At 72.0% G+C, this 16,587-nt stretch carries 15 protein-coding genes; 10 read left to right on the plus strand and 5 right to left on the minus strand.

Annotation, left to right across the window (positions count from 1 at the left end; translation table 11 throughout):
* Positions 1-4: 4 nt before the first annotated feature.
* Together AMK22_RS27870 and AMK22_RS27875 are read right to left on the minus strand one after the other, a co-directional pair.
* Positions 5-199: a hypothetical protein gene (locus tag AMK22_RS27870; protein WP_073789463.1), complete on the minus strand. Its 195-nt coding sequence runs from the start codon at positions 197-199 to the stop codon at positions 5-7.
* Complete coding sequence (locus AMK22_RS27875; RefSeq protein WP_073789465.1) at positions 196-1,071, minus strand: phosphotransferase; 876 nt, start codon at positions 1,069-1,071, stop codon at positions 196-198. Before AMK22_RS27875 ends, AMK22_RS27870 begins: the two co-directional genes overlap by 4 nt.
* A gap of 219 nt (positions 1,072-1,290) precedes the next feature.
* Here AMK22_RS27875 and AMK22_RS27880 point away from each other — a divergent pair, with 219 nt between their 5' ends.
* The gene (locus AMK22_RS27880) at positions 1,291-1,911 is read left to right on the plus strand and encodes a LysE family transporter (protein WP_073789466.1); all 621 of its coding nucleotides are present in this window, start codon (positions 1,291-1,293) and stop codon (positions 1,909-1,911) included.
* 70 nt (positions 1,912-1,981) lie between these two features.
* On the opposite strand, the gene AMK22_RS27885 is transcribed toward AMK22_RS27880, so the two are convergent.
* On the minus strand, positions 1,982-3,835 hold the full coding sequence (locus tag AMK22_RS27885) for a serine hydrolase domain-containing protein (protein ID WP_073789468.1): 1,854 nt from the start codon (positions 3,833-3,835) through the stop codon (positions 1,982-1,984).
* A 182-nt stretch (positions 3,836-4,017) separates the two neighbouring features.
* Here AMK22_RS27885 and AMK22_RS27890 point away from each other — a divergent pair, with 182 nt between their 5' ends.
* The 5 genes from AMK22_RS27890 (at position 4,018) to AMK22_RS27905 (ending at position 9,005) form a co-directional block, all read left to right on the plus strand.
* Positions 4,018-5,127, plus strand: coding sequence for an NAD(P)H-dependent flavin oxidoreductase (locus AMK22_RS27890; protein WP_073789470.1), 1,110 nt, complete (start codon positions 4,018-4,020; stop codon positions 5,125-5,127).
* On the plus strand, positions 5,124-6,674 hold the full coding sequence (locus AMK22_RS27895; protein ID WP_073789472.1) for an acyl-CoA synthetase: 1,551 nt from the start codon (positions 5,124-5,126) through the stop codon (positions 6,672-6,674). The genes AMK22_RS27890 and AMK22_RS27895 overlap by 4 nt, the downstream gene beginning before the upstream one ends.
* A gap of 183 nt (positions 6,675-6,857) precedes the next feature.
* Positions 6,858-7,253, plus strand: coding sequence for a DUF3592 domain-containing protein (locus AMK22_RS27900; protein WP_242434161.1), 396 nt, complete (start codon positions 6,858-6,860; stop codon positions 7,251-7,253).
* Positions 7,254-7,292: 39 nt separating this feature from the next.
* A complete protein-coding gene (locus AMK22_RS41865) occupies positions 7,293-7,421 on the plus strand; it encodes a hypothetical protein (RefSeq protein ID WP_274535444.1) in 129 nt (42 codons plus the stop codon).
* Between the two features lie 84 nt (positions 7,422-7,505).
* Positions 7,506-9,005 carry an acyl-CoA synthetase gene (locus AMK22_RS27905; RefSeq protein ID WP_073789509.1) on the plus strand — a complete coding sequence of 500 codons (1,500 nt, stop codon included), beginning with the start codon at positions 7,506-7,508 and terminating at the stop codon, positions 9,003-9,005.
* Between the two features lie 63 nt (positions 9,006-9,068).
* On the opposite strand, the gene paaK is transcribed toward AMK22_RS27905, so the two are convergent.
* Positions 9,069-10,358 (minus strand): phenylacetate--CoA ligase PaaK, encoded by a 1,290-nt coding sequence (gene paaK, locus AMK22_RS27910; RefSeq protein WP_073789510.1) that lies wholly within the window; start codon positions 10,356-10,358, stop codon positions 9,069-9,071.
* A 184-nt stretch (positions 10,359-10,542) separates the two neighbouring features.
* A complete protein-coding gene (locus AMK22_RS27915; RefSeq protein ID WP_073789512.1) occupies positions 10,543-12,171 on the minus strand; it encodes an FAD-dependent oxidoreductase in 1,629 nt (542 codons plus the stop codon).
* Positions 12,172-12,434: 263 nt separating this feature from the next.
* Here AMK22_RS27915 and AMK22_RS27920 point away from each other — a divergent pair, with 263 nt between their 5' ends.
* The 4 genes from AMK22_RS27920 (at position 12,435) to AMK22_RS27935 (ending at position 16,579) form a co-directional block, all read left to right on the plus strand.
* Entirely contained in the window at positions 12,435-13,556 is a 1,122-nt protein-coding gene (locus AMK22_RS27920) for a SchA/CurD-like domain-containing protein (protein ID WP_073789514.1), read from the plus strand.
* 76 nt (positions 13,557-13,632) lie between these two features.
* Positions 13,633-14,067, plus strand: a complete 435-nt coding sequence (locus AMK22_RS27925) for a cupin domain-containing protein (protein ID WP_073789516.1) — start codon at positions 13,633-13,635, stop codon at positions 14,065-14,067.
* Entirely contained in the window at positions 14,064-15,332 is a 1,269-nt protein-coding gene (locus AMK22_RS27930) for a beta-ketoacyl-[acyl-carrier-protein] synthase family protein (protein WP_073789517.1), read from the plus strand. Before AMK22_RS27925 ends, AMK22_RS27930 begins: the two co-directional genes overlap by 4 nt.
* Positions 15,329-16,579 (plus strand): beta-ketoacyl synthase N-terminal-like domain-containing protein, encoded by a 1,251-nt coding sequence (locus tag AMK22_RS27935; RefSeq protein ID WP_073789519.1) that lies wholly within the window; start codon positions 15,329-15,331, stop codon positions 16,577-16,579. The genes AMK22_RS27930 and AMK22_RS27935 overlap by 4 nt, the downstream gene beginning before the upstream one ends.
* The last annotated feature ends 8 nt before the right edge of the window (positions 16,580-16,587 follow it).

Below are 16,587 nucleotides of genomic sequence, written 5' to 3' on the forward strand. Positions count from 1 at the left end.
GCCGTCAGGCGTAAGCGAGTTCGAGCACGACGATGCCGGCGAGGACGGCCGCGCCGGCGGTGAGGCGTACTCCGCCGAAGCGTTCACGGAAGAGGAACGTGGCGATCAGCGCCGCGATGAGGATGCTGGTCTCGCGCAGTGCGACGGGAGACCCGACGGGGCGGCGGAGGGCGGTCCACGACGGAGCGTGCTGCCTCACAGGCGTCGCTCGGCCAGATCGATCCAGTGTCCGACCTCGTCCGGGGCGAAGTGCCTGATGGCCCAGTCGACCATGCGCAGACTCATGTGCGCCCAGGAGACCCGCAGGACGTCCTCGGGCAGGCCGTCCAGAATGTCGTCGAGGCGGTCCGCGACCCCCGGCGCCTGTTCGGACGCGTGCAGCCCGAAACGCAGCGTGACCAGGTCGAACCGGCGGTCTCCCCGGCAGGCGCCGTCCCAGTCGACGACACCGGTGACGAAGCCGCCGGTCCACAGCAGGTTGCCGTGGTGGAAGTCGTGGTGCACGACGTCCCGGCCGGTCAGCAGCCGAGGACGGTCGGCGCCGAGCGCCGTGATCCGGCGCTCCAGGTCGCGGCTGCGCCGGCTGTGCCGGCGCAGCGGCTCGTGAAGACAGTAACCGGGACCGTCGTCGAGCAGATACAACGGCATCGGGGGAATGCCCGCACGAGGGGCCAGCAGTCCCGCCTGCGCCTCGTTGAGGGCGAGCGCCCGGTCCAGCCCCTCGTGGTCGAGGCGGTCCACCGGAGTGCCCGGCAGCAACTCCTGGACCAGAACCGAGGCATGGCCCACCTGGAGCGCCAACTCCGTCGACGGGCAGGGGTATCCGTGCGCGCGCAGCATCTCGCACACCGCCAGGGGTCCCGCCCGCAGCTCCTCGATCCTGGTGTCCGGACGCCACTTCAGCACGGACCGGCGACCGTCCGGCCATCGCACGTACGCGGCGCCCACCTCGCCGCCCGGGCAGGGCCCCTCCACGGTCAGCCGCAGGCCCGTCCGCGCGTACAGCTCCTCGGAGAGGCGATCGGCGTCGAGCCGCCGGACGCGCGTCCAGTTCTGCGGTGATGGGGTCATCGGGGCATTCTTCCATCGCCCGGGCGTCGGGTCGTCCGGCCGTCGGGTCCGGACCGTCGGGGCACGGCGAGGACGAAAATGCCTTGCCCGGGGCACCGCACGGCCCGACCATCCGCCCATGACACCGACCACCGTGCTGCCGCCGTCCACCTCCGCCGCCTGTCCGGTGCGGGGCCGACAGCGGTCCGGTCGACGGCGGAGACCGGCTGTCGCGCGCTCATGACCGCCGCGCTGGTCGCGGGACTTCCGGCCGGGTTCGGCATCGCCGTTCCCGTCGGGGCGGTCGGGAGCCATCTGGTCGGCCTCACCGCCCGGACGTCTCTGCGGACGGGAGCCTGCGCCGCCCTGGGCGTCGCCACGGCCGACGGTCTCTACGCGGCTGCCGCCGTGGTGGGGGGTTCCTCGCTCGCGGCGGTCCTCGCGCCGGTCATGCCGACGCTGCGGGCGGCGTCCGTGCTGGTGCTGATCGCGCCGGCCGTCCATGCCGGCGTGACGGCGATCGCGCGGTACCGGGGGCTCCGGGCGACGTCCCCGGTCGGCGCGGAGCCCGCCGGCCCGGGACGGTCGTACCTGCTGCTGTTCGGGATCACCCTGATGAACCCGGCCACCGTCGTCCATTTCGCGGCGCTCGTGCTCGGAAGCCGTACCACCGCCGAGGCCGGGCATGTGGAGCGGGCCGTGTTCGTGCTCGCCGCCTTCCTCGCGTCGGCGAGTTGGCCACTCCTGCTCGCGGGCGGGGGAGCGCTGCTCGGCCGGGTGGTGACGAGCCGACAGGGGCAGCTCGTCACCGCACTGGCCCCCAGCGTCCTGATCACGGCCCTGGCCGTCCGACTGCTGTGACCGTGCCGGGGCGGCGCGGCCGTTCACCGGCAGGGCCGCGCCGCCCCGGCCGTACCTCCGGTTCGTCCGCTCAGTCCGCCGAGGCGGTCCACCCCACCGTCTCGATCCGCGCCGTGTCGGCGGGCCGGCTCTCGTCGAAGACCGTCCGGCCGCCGTCCTCGACCCGGATCGCGTCCACGTACACCCCGCGCCCGACGTACAGCTGGTCCGTGGTGTACCGCCAGCGCAGCCGCACCTCCTGGCCGCGCCATGCGGCGAGGCCGGCGTCGAGCCGGTGCCAGATCCGGCCGGACCAGCCGGAGACCGAGCCCGTCGGACGGGGTTCCGGCTCCGGGCGACCGGGCCCGTCCAGCGGCGAGGTGGTGAACGGCACCGGCTGCCAGGTCGCCCCCGCGTCCGCCGATGCCTCCAGGAGGACGAAGTCGGACCCGGGCTCGGTGTCCCACCACAGGGCCGACGTCAGCCGGGCCCGCGACGAGGCGACGCGCAGCGCGGGCAGGGTCAGGGTGGCGGTGGCGGCGCTCGCCATCCCCGAGAACCACGCCGTGCGGCCCCGGACGGGACGGACCGGGACGGCCCGCGCCATCCGGTTGGCGGCGGCGACGCGCGGTGCGCTTCCGGAACGCCAACTGCGCACCGGATGAACCGAGTTGCCGAGAACGATCAGGAACGAGTCGGTCGTCGGGTCCAGGACCAGGCAGGTGCCGGTGAAGCCGGTGTGCCCGGCCGTGCGCGGGGTCGCCATCGCGCCCATGTACCAGTGCTGGTAGAGCTCGAACCCGAGCCCGTGCGCATCGCCGGGGAACGCGGTGTTGAAGTCCGTGAACAGCAGGTCCACCGAGGCGTCGGACAGGATCCTCTCCCGGCCGTAGGCCCCGCCGTTGAGCAGGGTGCGGGCGAGGACCGCGAGGTCCCAGGCGCAGGAGAAGACCCCGGCATGCCCGGCGACGCCGCCCAGGCCGTACGCGTTCTCGTCGTGCACCTCGCCCCAGACCAGCCCTCGGTCGAGGCCGGACCACGGGAGCCGGGCGTCCTCCGTCGCCGCGATCCGCGGTCTCCAGGAGGCCGGAGGGTTGTACCGCGTGCGGTGCATCCCGAGGGGAGCGGTGATCTCCTCACGGAGCAGCACGTCCAGCGCGCGGCCGGTGATCCTCTCCAGCACCAGCTGCAGCGAGATCAGGTTCAGGTCGGAGTAGAGGTAGACGGTGCCGGGCGCGTTGGCCGACGCCTCGTTCCACAGCAGCTCCAGCTGTCCCTCGCGCGTCGGCGCCTTGTACAGCGGGATCCACGAGCGGAACCCCGAGGTGTGCGTGAGCAGCTGACGGATCGTGATGTCCTGCTTCCCGGCGCGGGCGAAGTCGGGCAGGTAAGCGGCGACCCTCGCCTCCAACTCCAGTGTTCCGCGCTCGATCTGCTGCACGGCCAGGATCGAGGTGAACAGCTTGGACACCGACGCCAGGTCGAAGACCGTGTCCTCGGCCATGTCGATCTGCCGGTCGGGCGGGAACTCGACCCCCGTGTCGGTCTTCTCGTCGTACGCGGAGTAGCGCACGGCCTTGCCGATCGGCCGGTGCAGCGCCACCGTGCCGCCGCGTCCGGCGAGCAGCACCGCACCGGCGTACCAGGGGTGCGCGGGGGAAGGGGCCAGGAATTTCTCCGCGTCCGCGACCAGTTGGTCCAGGTGCTCCGGCGAAAGACCGGCGCGGGCGGCGGATCCGCGCCGCAGCGTAGGGCGGGCGCGCCCGGGCACCGTACCCGTCCCGGATCCCGCGCGCATGCCCGACGACTCCGCTCCCGACTCCATGGCCGACGCGCGTTCCGCGAACGGAATCGGCGCCAGGGCGAGTGCCCCGCCCAGGGCCAGCATCCCACCGCCCAGCCTGCGTCGGCTGATCCCTCTGCTGCCGGTCGTGTCCTCGGTCATCCGGAACCCCTTCCCGCCGCGCGAAAGTAATTTTCGAAATCGTGCCCGATGATGAAACTTCTTTCCGTCGCAGAGAGTACTGTCACCCCCGCCGTCACGGAGGTCCCCGGCGTCACAAAGAATCTGACGCAGCATCAGGAAACCTCTTCCTTCGGCCGTCCGGCTGCGGCATCCTGCGCCCCATGGAGACGGAGCTGAGCAAGAAACTGGGAGTCGAGCACGCCATCTTCGGCTTCACGCCGTTCCCCGCGGTGGCCGCCGCCATCACCCGGGCCGGAGGTTTCGGCGTACTCGGCGCGGTCCGCTACACCGCCCCCGGAGACCTCGCGCGCGATCTCGACTGGATGCAGGAACACACCGACGGCAAGCCGTACGGCCTCGACGTCGTCATGCCCGCCAGGAAGGTCGAGGGCGTGACCGAGGCCGACGTCGAGGCGATGATCCCGGACGGGCACCGGCAGTTCGTCCGGGACACCCTGGCCGAGCACGGCGTGCCGGAACTCGCCGAGGGCGAGGCGTCCGGCTGGCGGATCACGGGGTGGATGGAGGACGTCGCCCGCACCCAGCTCGACGTCGCCTTCGACTACCCCATCAGGCTGCTCGCCAACGCCCTCGGCTCACCGCCCGCCGACGTGATCCGGCGCGCCCACGACCAAGGCGTCCTCGTCGCCGCTCTCGCCGGAAGCGCCCGGCACGCCCGCCACCACGCGGACGCGGGCATCGACATCGTCGTCGCCCAGGGCTACGAGGCCGGCGGCCACACCGGCGAGATCGCCTCCATGGTCCTGGTCCCGGACGTGGTCGACGCCGTGGGCCCGCTCCCGGTCCTCGCCGCGGGCGGCATCGGCAGCGGCGAGCAGATCGCCGCCGGACTCGCCCTCGGCGCCCAGGGCGTCTGGCTCGGCTCGATCTGGCTGACCACCGAGGAGGCCGACCTCCACTCCCCGGCCCTGACCCGCAAGCTCCTCGCCGCGGGCTCCGGCGACACCGTCCGCTCCCGCGCGCTCACCGGCAAACCCGCCCGCCAGCTCCGCACCGAGTGGACCGACGCCTGGGACGACCCGTCGGGCCCCGGAGCCCTGCCCATGCCGCTCCAGGGGCTGCTGGTCGCCGAGGCGCTCTCCCGCATCCAGAAGTACGAGACCGGCGCGCTGCTCGGGACCCCCGTCGGACAGATCGTGGGCAGGATGACCAGCGAACGCAGCGTGCGTGCCGTCTTCGACGACCTGACCCGCGGTTTCGAACGCGCCGTCGACCGGATCAACCGCATCGCCGGACGGAGTGCCTCATGAACCCCCCGCCCAACGGCTTCTGGGCCCAGGCCGCGGCCGACCCGGGCCGCACGGTCCTGACCGCCCCCGACGGCGAGGACTGGACGGCCGGACGGCTGCACGCCGCGGCCAACCGCCTGGTCCACGGACTGCGCGCGGCCGGGTTGCGGCGCGGCGACGCCTTCGCGGTCGTCCTGCCCAACGGCGTCGAGTTCTTCACCGCCTACCTCGCCGCCACCCAGGCGGGCCTCTACCTCGTCCCCGTCAACCACCACTTCGTCGGACCCGAGATCGCCTGGATCGTCTCCGACTCCGGCGCCAAGGTCCTGATCGCCCACGAACGCTTCGCCCCCGCCGCGATCGCCGCCGCCGACGAGGCGGGTCTCCCGGCCGACCGCCGCTACGCCGTGGGCGCGGTCGACGGCTTCCGCCCGTACGGGGAACTGCTCGACGGGCAGCCCGGCACGCCACCCGAGGACCGCACCCTCGGCTGGGTCATGAACTACACCTCCGGCACCACCGGCCGGCCCCGCGGCATCCGCCGCCCCCTCCCCGGCAAGCCGCCCGAGGAGAGCCATCTCGGCGGCTTCCTCGGAATCTTCGGCATCCGGCCCTTCGACGACAACGTCCATCTGGTGTGCTCGCCGCTCTACCACACGGCCGTCCTCCAGTTCGCCGCCGCGTCCCTCCACATCGGGCACCGGCTCGTCCTGATGGACAAGTGGGCGCCCGAGGAGATGCTGCGGCTGATCGACACCCACCGATGCACCCACACCCACATGGTCCCGACCCAGTTCCACCGCCTCCTCGCCCTCCCCGACGAGGTGAAGGGGCGCCACGACGTCACCTCCATGCGCCATGCCGTCCACGGTGCCGCGCCGTGCCCGGACCACGTCAAGCGGGCCATGATCGAGTGGTGGGGGAGGTGCGTCGAGGAGTACTACGCGGCCAGCGAGGGCGGGGGAGCCTTCGCGACCGCCGAGGACTGGCTGAAGAAGCCCGGCACCGTCGGCAGGGCCTGGCCGATCAGCGAACTCGCCGTCCTCGACGACGACGGCAACCGCCTGCCGCCCGGCGAACCGGGCACCGTCTACATGAGGATGAACACCGGCGGCTTCCACTACCACAAGGACGAGGCGAAGACGGAGGAGAACCGCGTCGGCGACTTCTTCACCGTCGGCGACCTCGGCATCCTCGACGAGGAGGGCTACCTCTTCCTCCGCGACCGCAAGATCGACATGATCATCTCCGGCGGGGTCAACATCTACCCCGCGGAGATCGAGGGCGCTCTCCTCGCGCACCCCGCCGTCGCGGACGCGGCCGTCTTCGGCATTCCCCACCCCGACTGGGGCGAGGCGGTCAAGGCCGTCGTCGAACCGGCACCGGGACACGAGCCCGGCGACGCGCTCGCGGCCGGGATCCTGCGCCACTGCGAGCAGCGCCTCGCCGGGTACAAAGTCCCCCGGAGCATCGACTTCATCGAGGCGATGCCCCGCGACCCCAACGGCAAGCTGTACAAGCGGCGGCTGCGCGCCCCCTACTGGCAGGGGCGTACGGGTGGCGCATGACCGTCCGCCGGGAGGGCGCCGAGCCAAGCGGGCGGGGCGGTCGTCCCCCTTGCCGACCGGATGCCGCACACGGGATCATGGCATCCGTACGAGGGGTTCGGGCGTCGGGCATGCCATGCCCCACGGACCCGACAGCGTTCCGGGGGAGCTGTGGTCATAGCCGCCGTGTATTTCATCGTTTCCGTGTCAGCGGCCACCGTCATGGGCACTCTGCTGGACCGGCAGCTCCAGGGACCGCGGCTGCGGGCCGCGTGGGCGGCTGGTCTCACGTCCGACGCGCGGTGCACGAGGGTGCGCACCGAGGAGGGAACGGACCCGGAAGGAGTGCCGATGGTCCGCACCCACCCGACCCTGGAGTTCCGCACCTCCGACGGACGGACCGTCACCTTCGAGGAGCGCCGGGAACGCACCGAAGTGGCCGTGGGCGACGTCGTGACGGTGTATTACAGCGCCCAGGACCCGCAGGCCGCGACGATCCGCGCCCCGTCGTTGTTCATGCTCCACACCAGGGCCGTGATCATCGGCATGGGCACGGTGGTCGCCGCGGTCATGGCGACCGTGATGGCCCTGGTCCCCTGAAACCGTTCCGGGTGCGTGCGGCAGCCGGGAAAACGGGTCGTGACCGGCGCGCTGATCCTGGCGGTGGCCGTCGCCGTCGCCGCCGTCGGGGCGCTGCCCGCGCTTCCGCCGTACACCGCCGCCTCGTCCGTGATCCTCGACGCCCGCACCCGGGCCGCCGGTACGTGAGCGGACCCCTGCCCGCGCCCCGTGACCTCCTCTTGCGTCGTCGCACCCCTTGACCACAGGGATCCGGCCGCACAGGATCACGCCATGACAGGTGTACGGAGCAGCACAGTCGACGGTGTCGTGGCCCGCAGCGCCCGCCGGACCCCCGGGCACACCGCCCTCGGGTACGCGGAGCGGACCTGGACCTATGCGGAACTCGACTCCGCCGTGAACACGGCCGCGGCGGTGCTCACCGAAGAGCACCGACTGAGCCCGGGTGACCGGGTCGCCTGCTACGCGCACAACTCCGACGCGTACCTGATCGCCTTCCTCGCCTGCGCCCGCGCGGGCCTGGTCCACGTACCCGTCAACCAGAACCTCACGGGCGACGACCTCGCGTACATCCTGGAACAGTCCGGCAGCACCCTCGTCCTCACCGACCCGGGCCTCGCCGACCGAGTCCCGGAGGCGTTCGCCGTCCGCGCGCTGCGCGACGCCCCGGGATCCCTCCTCGACGCCCTGGTCACCCCGCGCGCCTTCGTCCCGGAGTGCGAACCGGATGCGGGGGACCTGGTCCAGCTCCTCTACACCTCGGGCACCACCGCGCTGCCCAAGGGCGCCATGCTGACCCACGGCGCCCTCGTCCACGAGTACGTCAGCGCCATCACGGCGCTCGACCTGCGCGCCACCGACCGGCCCGTCCACTCGCTGCCGCTCTACCACTCCGCGCAGATGCACGTCTTCCTGCTGCCCGGCCTCGCCGTCGGCGCACACAACATCATCCTCGACGCCCCCGACGTGAACCGGATCTTCGACCTCGTCGAGGCCGGCCGGGCGGACAGCCTCTTCGCCCCGCCGACGGTCTGGATCGGCATCTCCCAGCACCCCGGATTCACCACCCGCGACCTCGGCGGCCTGCGCAAGGCCTACTACGGCGCGTCGATCATGCCGGTACCCGTGCTGGAACGGCTCCGCGAGCGACTGCCCGGCCTCGCGTTCCACAACTGCTTCGGGCAGAGCGAGATCGGGCCGCTCGCCATGGTCCTGGGACCGGACGAGCACGAGGGCCGGATGGACTCCTGCGGCCGGCCCGTGCTGTTCGTCGAGGCCCGGGTCGTCGACGAGGACGGCAAGGAGGTGCCCGACGGCACGCCCGGCGAAGTCGTCTACCGCTCACCGCAGTTGTGCGAGGGCTACTGGGACAAGCCCGAGGAGAGCGCGGCGGCGTTCCGCGACGGCTGGTTCCACTCCGGCGACCTCGCCGTGCGCGACGCGGACGGCTTCTTCACGGTCGTCGACCGGGTCAAGGACGTCATCAACTCGGGCGGTGTCCTCGTCGCCTCCCGCCAGGTCGAGGACGCGCTCTACACCCATCCCGCCGTCGCCGAGGCCGCCGTCGTCGGACTGCCCGACGAGCGCTGGATCGAGGCGGTGACGGCCGTGGTCGTCCTGCGCGGCGAGGCGACGGAGGCCGAGCTCATCGACCACGCCCGCGAACGGCTCGCCCACTTCAAGGCTCCCAAGAAGGTCCTCTTCGTGGACGAACTGCCGCGCAACGCCAGCGGGAAGATCCTGAAGCGGGAGCTGCGCGACCGGTTCGCCTGACAGCCCGGTACGGGCCCTCGGCGGGTACGGCGCGGGCGGGGCCGCGCCGTACCCGCCGACCCGCTACCGCCCGCCGCGTTCGTCCACGATCCGCCGGAACTTGCCCACCGACCGCTCCAGCGTCTCGGGATCCACGATCTCGACCCCCACCGAGACCCCGATCCCGTCCTTGACCGCGGTCGCGATCGACTCCTCGGCGGCTCTCCGTTGCTCGGGGGTGGTCCCGGCCCGGGCCTCCGCCCGTACGGTCAGGGAGTCGAGGCGGCCCTCGCGGGTCAGCCGCAGCTGGAAGTGCGGCGCGACGCCCGGTGTCCGCAGCACGATCTCCTCGACCTGGGTCGGGAAGAGGTTCACGCCGCGCAGGATCACCAGGTCGTCGCTGCGTCCGGTCACCTTCTCCATACGCCGGAACACCCGCGCCGTGCCGGGCAGCAGCCGGGTCAGGTCCCTCGTCCGGTAACGGATCACCGGCATGGCCTCCTTGGTGAGCGAGGTGAAGACCAGCTCGCCCTCCTCACCGTCCGGCAGGACCTCCCCGGTGAACGGGTCGACGATCTCCGGATAGAAGTGGTCCTCCCAGATGTGCAGCCCGTCCTTGGTCTCCACGCACTCCTGCGCCACACCGGGGCCCATGACCTCCGAGAGTCCGTAGATGTCGACCGCGTCGATCGCGAACCGCTCCTCGATCTCGCGCCGCATCCCCTCCGTCCACGGTTCGGCGCCGAAGATTCCCACCTTCAGGGAGGTCGCGCGCGGATCCACACCCTGCCGCTCGAACTCGTCGAGCAGCGTCAGCATGTACGACGGCGTCACCATGATGATGTCGGGCCGGAAGTCCTGGATCAGCTGCACCTGACGTGCCGTCATGCCGCCGGAGGCGGGGACGACCGTACAGCCGAGCCGTTCCGCTCCGTAGTGCGCCCCCAGACCGCCGGTGAACAGCCCGTATCCGTACGCCACATGGACCTTGTGCCCGGGGCGCCCGCCCGCGGCCCGGATCGAGCGGGCGACCATGTCCGCCCAGGTGTCCAGGTCCCGCTCGGTGTAGCCGACGACGGTCGGACGGCCCGTCGTCCCGCTCGACGCGTGGATCCTGCGCACCCGCTCCTCGGGGACCGCGAACATGCCGAAGGGGTAGTTGTCCCGCAGGTCCGCCTTGGTCGTGAAGGGGAAGCGGCCGAGATCGGCGAGCGTGCGGCAGTCGTCCGGCCGCAGCCCGGCCGCGTCGAACGCGGCCCGGTAGTGGCCGACGTTCTCGTACGCGTGACGCAGCGTGGCCCGCAGCCGCTCCAGCTGGAGTGCCTCCAGCTCGTCCCGGCCCAGTCGTTCCGCCGAGTCCAGCAGAGACGTCATCCGGATCTCCCTCTCCCGAGCAGGCGACCGATCATTCGGTCGATCTTTCTGGAGCAGTAATTCAGGATGTTCCGCCCCATGGCAAGAGGGGCGACGCGGATCATTCGCGTCGCCCCTCGTTTCCGCCCCGCCCGTCCGCCGCGAGCCCGCACCGGCCGTGCCGGACAGGAGCGCGACGGGCAGGTCAGGACCGGTGCAGCAGTGAGGTCAGGACGTCGTGGAGGGTGGCCTCGGCGTCGTCGACGGAGCCTGTCGACCGCCAGGCGACGAAACCGTCGGGACGCACCAGCACGGCGCCCTCGGACGTCGTGCCGTGGGCCTGCGCCCAGTCGGCCCCGCCCTCCGGCTCCAGGTCGGCGCCGGGGCCCACGCCGTACACCCGCAGCCGTACCGACAGCCGGGCGGCGACCCGCTCGGCTGCCCGCCGCCACGCCACGTCCGTGGCGTCGGTGAGCAGCACGAAGGTGCTCTCGTACAGGTCCAGGGTCGACTTGCGGCCGTCGGCCTGACGCACCCACAGGTGCGGCGCGCGGCTGCCGGGCCTGCCGTCCAGCTGCATCTTCTCCGGCACCACCGGCTGATCCGGGTCGGCGCCCAGCACGGCGCCCCGCAGGTAGCGGTAGCCCAGGGCCACGGAGAGCATCCCGCCCTGCCTCCCACCGCCCACTCCCGGGGCCGCGGTGTAGCCCGGGTGGCTGTGCTCGCTGGAGCGCGCCGAGGCCCGCGCGCTCGTCGCCCGCGCCACCGGCAGCCGTTCCGCCTCGTAGGTCTCCAGCAGACCCGGACCCGCCTCGCCCCGCAGCACGGCGGCGAGCTTCCAGGCCAGGTTGTGCGCGTCCTGGATGCCGGTGTTGGAACCGAACGCCCCGGTGGGGGACATCTCGTGGGCCGAGTCCCCGGCGAGGAACACCCTGCCGGAGCCGTACCGCTCCGCGACGCGTTCCGCCGCGTGCCACGGCGCCCTGCCGGTGATCTCGATGTCGAGGTCCGGCGCCCCGACCGCGGTGCGGATGTGCGCGGCGCACCGCTCGTCGGTGAAGTCCTCCAGCATCTCGCCGAGCCGGGGCTGCCACGGGGCGTGGAACACCCAGTCCTTCTCGTTGTCCACGGGCAGCAGCGCACCGTCCGCGGCGGGGTTGGTCAGATAGCAGACGATGAAGCGGCGGTCGCCCAGCACTTCGGCGAGCCGCCGCGAACGGAACGTGATGCTGACGTTGTGGAACAGGTCGCCCGGCCCCGTCCGGCCGATCCGCAGCTGCTCACGGATGGGGCTGCGCGCCCCGTCGGCGGCGATGAGATAGTCCGCGCGCACGCTGATGTGCTCACCGGTCTCCCGGCTCTTGAGGGCCGCGTCCACTCCCGACGCGTCCTGCTCGAAGCTCTGCAGCTCGGTCGAGAACCGCAGATCGCCGCCCTGACCGAGCGCCTGCTCCAGCAGCACGGGCTCCAGGTCGTTCTGACTGCACAGGCACCAGCCGGCCGGACTGAAACGGGCGAGCCCGCCACCCGGGTCGATCTCCTTGAACAACCACCTCTGGTCGTCCCCGGTGAGCGACCCCGCCTGCAGGATGCCGTGGTTGCCGGCGAGCACCGACGCCGCCTCGCGGATGGCCGGCTCGGTGCCGGCGGTGCGGAACACCTCCATCGTGCGCACGTTGTTGCCGCGGCCGCGCGGATGCGTCGAGGTGGCGCGGTGCTTCTCGACCAGCAGATGCTCGATGCCGAGCCGGCCGAGGAAGAGTGAGGCGGACAGGCCCACCAGGGAGCCGCCCACGATGAGGACCGGTACGCGAATGTCGACGTTCTCGTTCATCAGTTGCTCCAGCTCGGACGCTGTTCGGTCCCTTGTTCCATGCCCTTGTCGGAGCGGTTCGGACGGCCGCTCACCTGAACGGTTCATAAATCTCGCGCCACCCGGACCAGCGTTTCACGATCGGTCACGGAGACGATGCCCGCTGTCACGGGGGCGGACCACCCGCATCCGCAGGGAGAGTCCCCGCTCCGAACCCACTCGCCAACCGACGGTTGACGGCATGCCTCCGGGCTGCCCACGACGCCGTCTCGAAGGAGACACACATGACCAGCACCCTCTCGGAACGGATCTCCCAGTCCGCCTTCGACGGTTCCCGACTGCGTGTCGTGCTGCTGCTCGACCTCTACGACGGGGCCCAGCAGCAGTTCCTGGAGGCGTACGAACACCTGCGCAACCAGGTGGCGTCCGTCCCCGGACACATCAGCGACCAGCTGTGCCAGTCCATCGAGAACCCCTCGCAGTGGCTGATCACCAGCGAATGGGAGAGCGCCCCGCCGTTCCTCGCCTGGGTGAACAGCGAGGAGCACGTGGAGACGGTCCAGCCGCTGCACAACTGCGTGCGCGACACCCGTTCGCTTCGCTTCAGCGTCCTGCGGGAGACCGGGAAGGCGTTCGAGCTCGCGCCCGAGACGGCCAAGGGCAAGCTCCAGGCGTCGCCCCGTCTGGGCGACGGGGTGGTGCGCCACGCGCTCACGTTCACCGTCCAGCCCGGCACCGAGGGCATCGTGGCCAAGATCCTCGCCGATTACGAGTCCCCGAACGCGCGTGTCGACCAGGACACCCGACTGCGCCGCACCTCGCTCTTCATGCACGGCAACCGCGTCGTACGGGCCATCGAGGTCGAGGGCGACCTCCTCGCGGCCCTGCGGCACGTCGCCCGCCAGCCCGAGGTCCGGGCCGTCGAGGAGGCCATCAACCCGTACCTGGAACAGGACCGGGACCTCAGCGACCCGGACTCCGCCCGCATGTTCTTCACCCGGGCGGCGCTCCCCACCGTCCACCACGTGACCGCGGGCCGCCACGCCGCCGCCGACGTCCGTCGGCACGCACTCTTCTACCAGGCCAGGCCGGGCTGCGGCATGGCACTCGCCCGGCTGCTCGCCGGCCACGACGAGGAAGCGGCCGACGACCCGGCGAGCATCATCGACAGCAGCACCATCTTCCAGCGCGACGACGTCGTCGTCCGCCTCCTCGAAGCGGTCGAACCCCTCGACGCGCAGCCCGCCCAGGCCGTCGGCATCGACGGCCCCGGCAAGGTGGCCAGGCTCGGACGCCTCCTCGACGGCGCCACGAACACCGTGCCCACCGACGACCGGGAGATCGCGGACTTCCTCGCGGGGTCCGAGATGTCCCTGATCACCGACCGGCGCGCCACGGAGTCCTGAACCGCGCGTCCGCACTCCGGGGGGTTCTCGCTCAACCCGTCAACACAACGCGCAATGTGCCAGGAGGAAAGCAGTCATGACCACGTACCGGCCACGCATCGTGGACCTCAGCGAGACGCAGCCCAATCGCAGGCGCGGAGGAGACCTTCGCGCCATGCTCACGCCGACCGCCGTGGGAGCCACCAGCGGCTTCATGGGGCTGGCCATCGTCCAGCCCGGCGACCGCATCGGCGAGCACTACCACCCGTACTCCGAGGAGTTCGTGTACGTCGTCGACGGCCTCCTGGAGGTGGACCTGGACGACGAGCCCTACAAGCTGCGGCCCGACCAGGGACTGCTGATCCCTCCCCATGTGCGCCACCGGTTCCGGAACGTGGGGGACGTCGAGGCGCGCATGGTCTTCCACCTCGGCCCGCTCGCGCCGCGCCCCGAACTCGGCCACGTCGACACCGAACACACCGGATCCGACGACCGCGTCGCACCGCCGGAGCGGACGGAGGCTCCCTCATGACCCGACGCGTGGCGGTTACCGGCGTCGGTGTCGTCGCCCCCGGCGGCATCGGCGTACCGGCCTTCTGGGACCTCCTCGCGAACGGACGTACCGCCACCAGGGGCATCACGCTCTTCGACCCCACCGGATTCCGCTCCCGCATCGCCGCCGAGTGCGACTTCGACCCGGCGGCACACGGCCTGGACGCCGACGAGATCGCCCGTTCGGACCGCTACGTCCAGTTCGCCATGGTGGGCGCCAGGGAGGCCCTCGACGACGCCGGCCTCGACCTCGGGAAGGTGGACCCCTGGCGGACGGGGGTGTCGCTCGGCACCGCGGTCGGCGGCACCACCCGACTGGAGCACGACTACGTCGCCGTCAGCGGCGGCGGTGCCCGCTGGGACGTCGACCCCCGGCCGGCCGGGCCGCACCTGGAACGGGCCTTCTCGCCCAGTACGCTCGCCTCGGCGGTGGCCGAACAGATCGGCGCCCACGGCCCGGTGCAGACCGTGTCCACGGGCTGCACCTCCGGACTCGACGCGATCGGGTACGCCTTCCAGTCCATCGAGGAAGGAAGCGTGGACGTCTGCGTCGCCGGGGCGTCCGACTCGCCGATCACCCCCATCACGGTGGCGTGCTTCGACGCGATCAAGGCCACCTCGCCCAACAACGACGACCCGGAGCACGCCTCCCGGCCCTTCGACGCCCGCCGTGACGGTTTCGTCATGGGCGAGGGCGGGGCGGTGCTGGTCCTGGAGGAGCTGGAGCACGCCCGCGCCCGCGGCGCGACCGTGTACTGCGAGATCGCGGGGTACGCCACCTTCGGCAACGCGTACCACATGACCGGGCTGACGGCCGAGGGACTGGAGATGGCCGAGGCGATCGACCGCGCACTCGCCCACGCCCGGCTGGACGGTTCGCAGATCGACTACGTCAACGCGCACGGCTCGGGCACCAAGCAGAACGACCGGCACGAGACGGCGGCCGTGAAGCGGGCCCTGGGCGCGCACGCCTACGACGTGCCGATGAGTTCGATCAAATCCATGGTCGGCCACTCGCTGGGGGCGATCGGGGCCATAGAGATCGCCGCCTGCGTGCTGGCCCTGGTCCACCAGACGGTGCCGCCGACGGCGAACTACGAGAGCCCGGACCCGGAATGCGATCTCGACTACGTACCGCGGACCGCACGTCCGCTGAAGCTGCGCAGTGTCCTCTCGGTCGGCAGCGGCTTCGGCGGATTCCAGTCCGCGGTGGCCCTGACCCGGACAGGTGGGAGGACACCATGAGAAGCCGCAGAGCCCGGCGGACCGTCGTCACCGGCGTCGGTGTCGTCGCCCCCGGTGGAACCGGTACCGAAGCGTTCTGGAAGCGGGCGCAGGAGGGCATCAGCGTCCTCGACCGGGTCTCCCGCGAGGGGTGCGAGCACCTTGCGCTGCGGGTCGCGGGCGAGGTGCGGGACTTCGAGGCGGCCGAGCTGATCGAGGAACGCTTCGTCGTCCAGACCGACCGGTTCACGCACTTCGCGATGGCCGCCGCGGACATCGCCCTCGACGACGCCCGGCTGGGCCGCGCCGACTACGAGGACTCACCGTTCGACGTCGGTGTGGTGACCGCCGCCGGGTCCGGCGGCGGCGAGTTCGGGCAGCGCGAACTCCAACGGCTGTGGGGGCAGGGATCCACCTACGTGGGCCCGTACCAGTCCATCGCCTGGTTCTACGCCGCCAGCACCGGTCAGATCTCCATCCGCGGTGGGTTCAAGGGCCCGTGCGGCGTCGTGGCCAGCGACGAGGCGGGCGGACTGGACGCGCTGGCCCACGCCGCCCGCTCGGTCCGCGGTGGCGCCGAGGCGGTGGTGGTGGGGGCGGCCGAGGCACCACTGGCGCCCTACTCGGTGGTCTGCCAGCTCGGGTACGACGACCTGAGCACCCGCGACGAACCCTCCCGCGCCTACCTGCCGTTCACCTCGGACGCCTGCGGCTTCGTGCCGGCCGAGGGCGGCGCCATGCTGGTGGTCGAGGAGGAGCAGTCGGCACGCCGGCGCGGAGCCCGGATCCGGGCCGAACTCGCCGGGCACGCCGCCACGTTCACCGGGGCGGGCCGCTGGGAGGAGTCCCGGGAGGGCCTCGCCCAGGCGATCATCGGCGCGCTGCGGGAGGCCGGCTGCGCACCGGACGAGATCGACGTCGTCTTCGCGGACGCCCTCGGCGTGCCGGCCGCCGACCGCGCCGAGGCGCTGGCGATCGCCGACGCGCTCGGCGCGCACGGCCGCCAGGTACCGGTGACGGCCCCCAAGTCCGGGTTCGGGCGCGCCTACTGCGGGGCACCGGTGCTGGACGCGGCCGCCGCCGTGCTCGCCATGGAGAACGCCCTGATACCGCCCACGCCGAACGTCTACGAGGTGTGTCACGACCTCGATGTCGTCACCGGCAGTGCCCGCCCCGCCGAACTGCGCACGGCGCTGGTGCTCAGCCGCGGGCTCATGGGCTCGAACGCGGCCATGGTGCTGCGGCGCTCCACCGACACCCCATCGTGAGAAGGAGA

The organism is Streptomyces sp. CB01580 (genome assembly GCF_001905795.1).
In the GTDB taxonomy this organism is placed as follows: Bacteria; Actinomycetota; Actinomycetes; order Streptomycetales; family Streptomycetaceae; genus Streptomyces.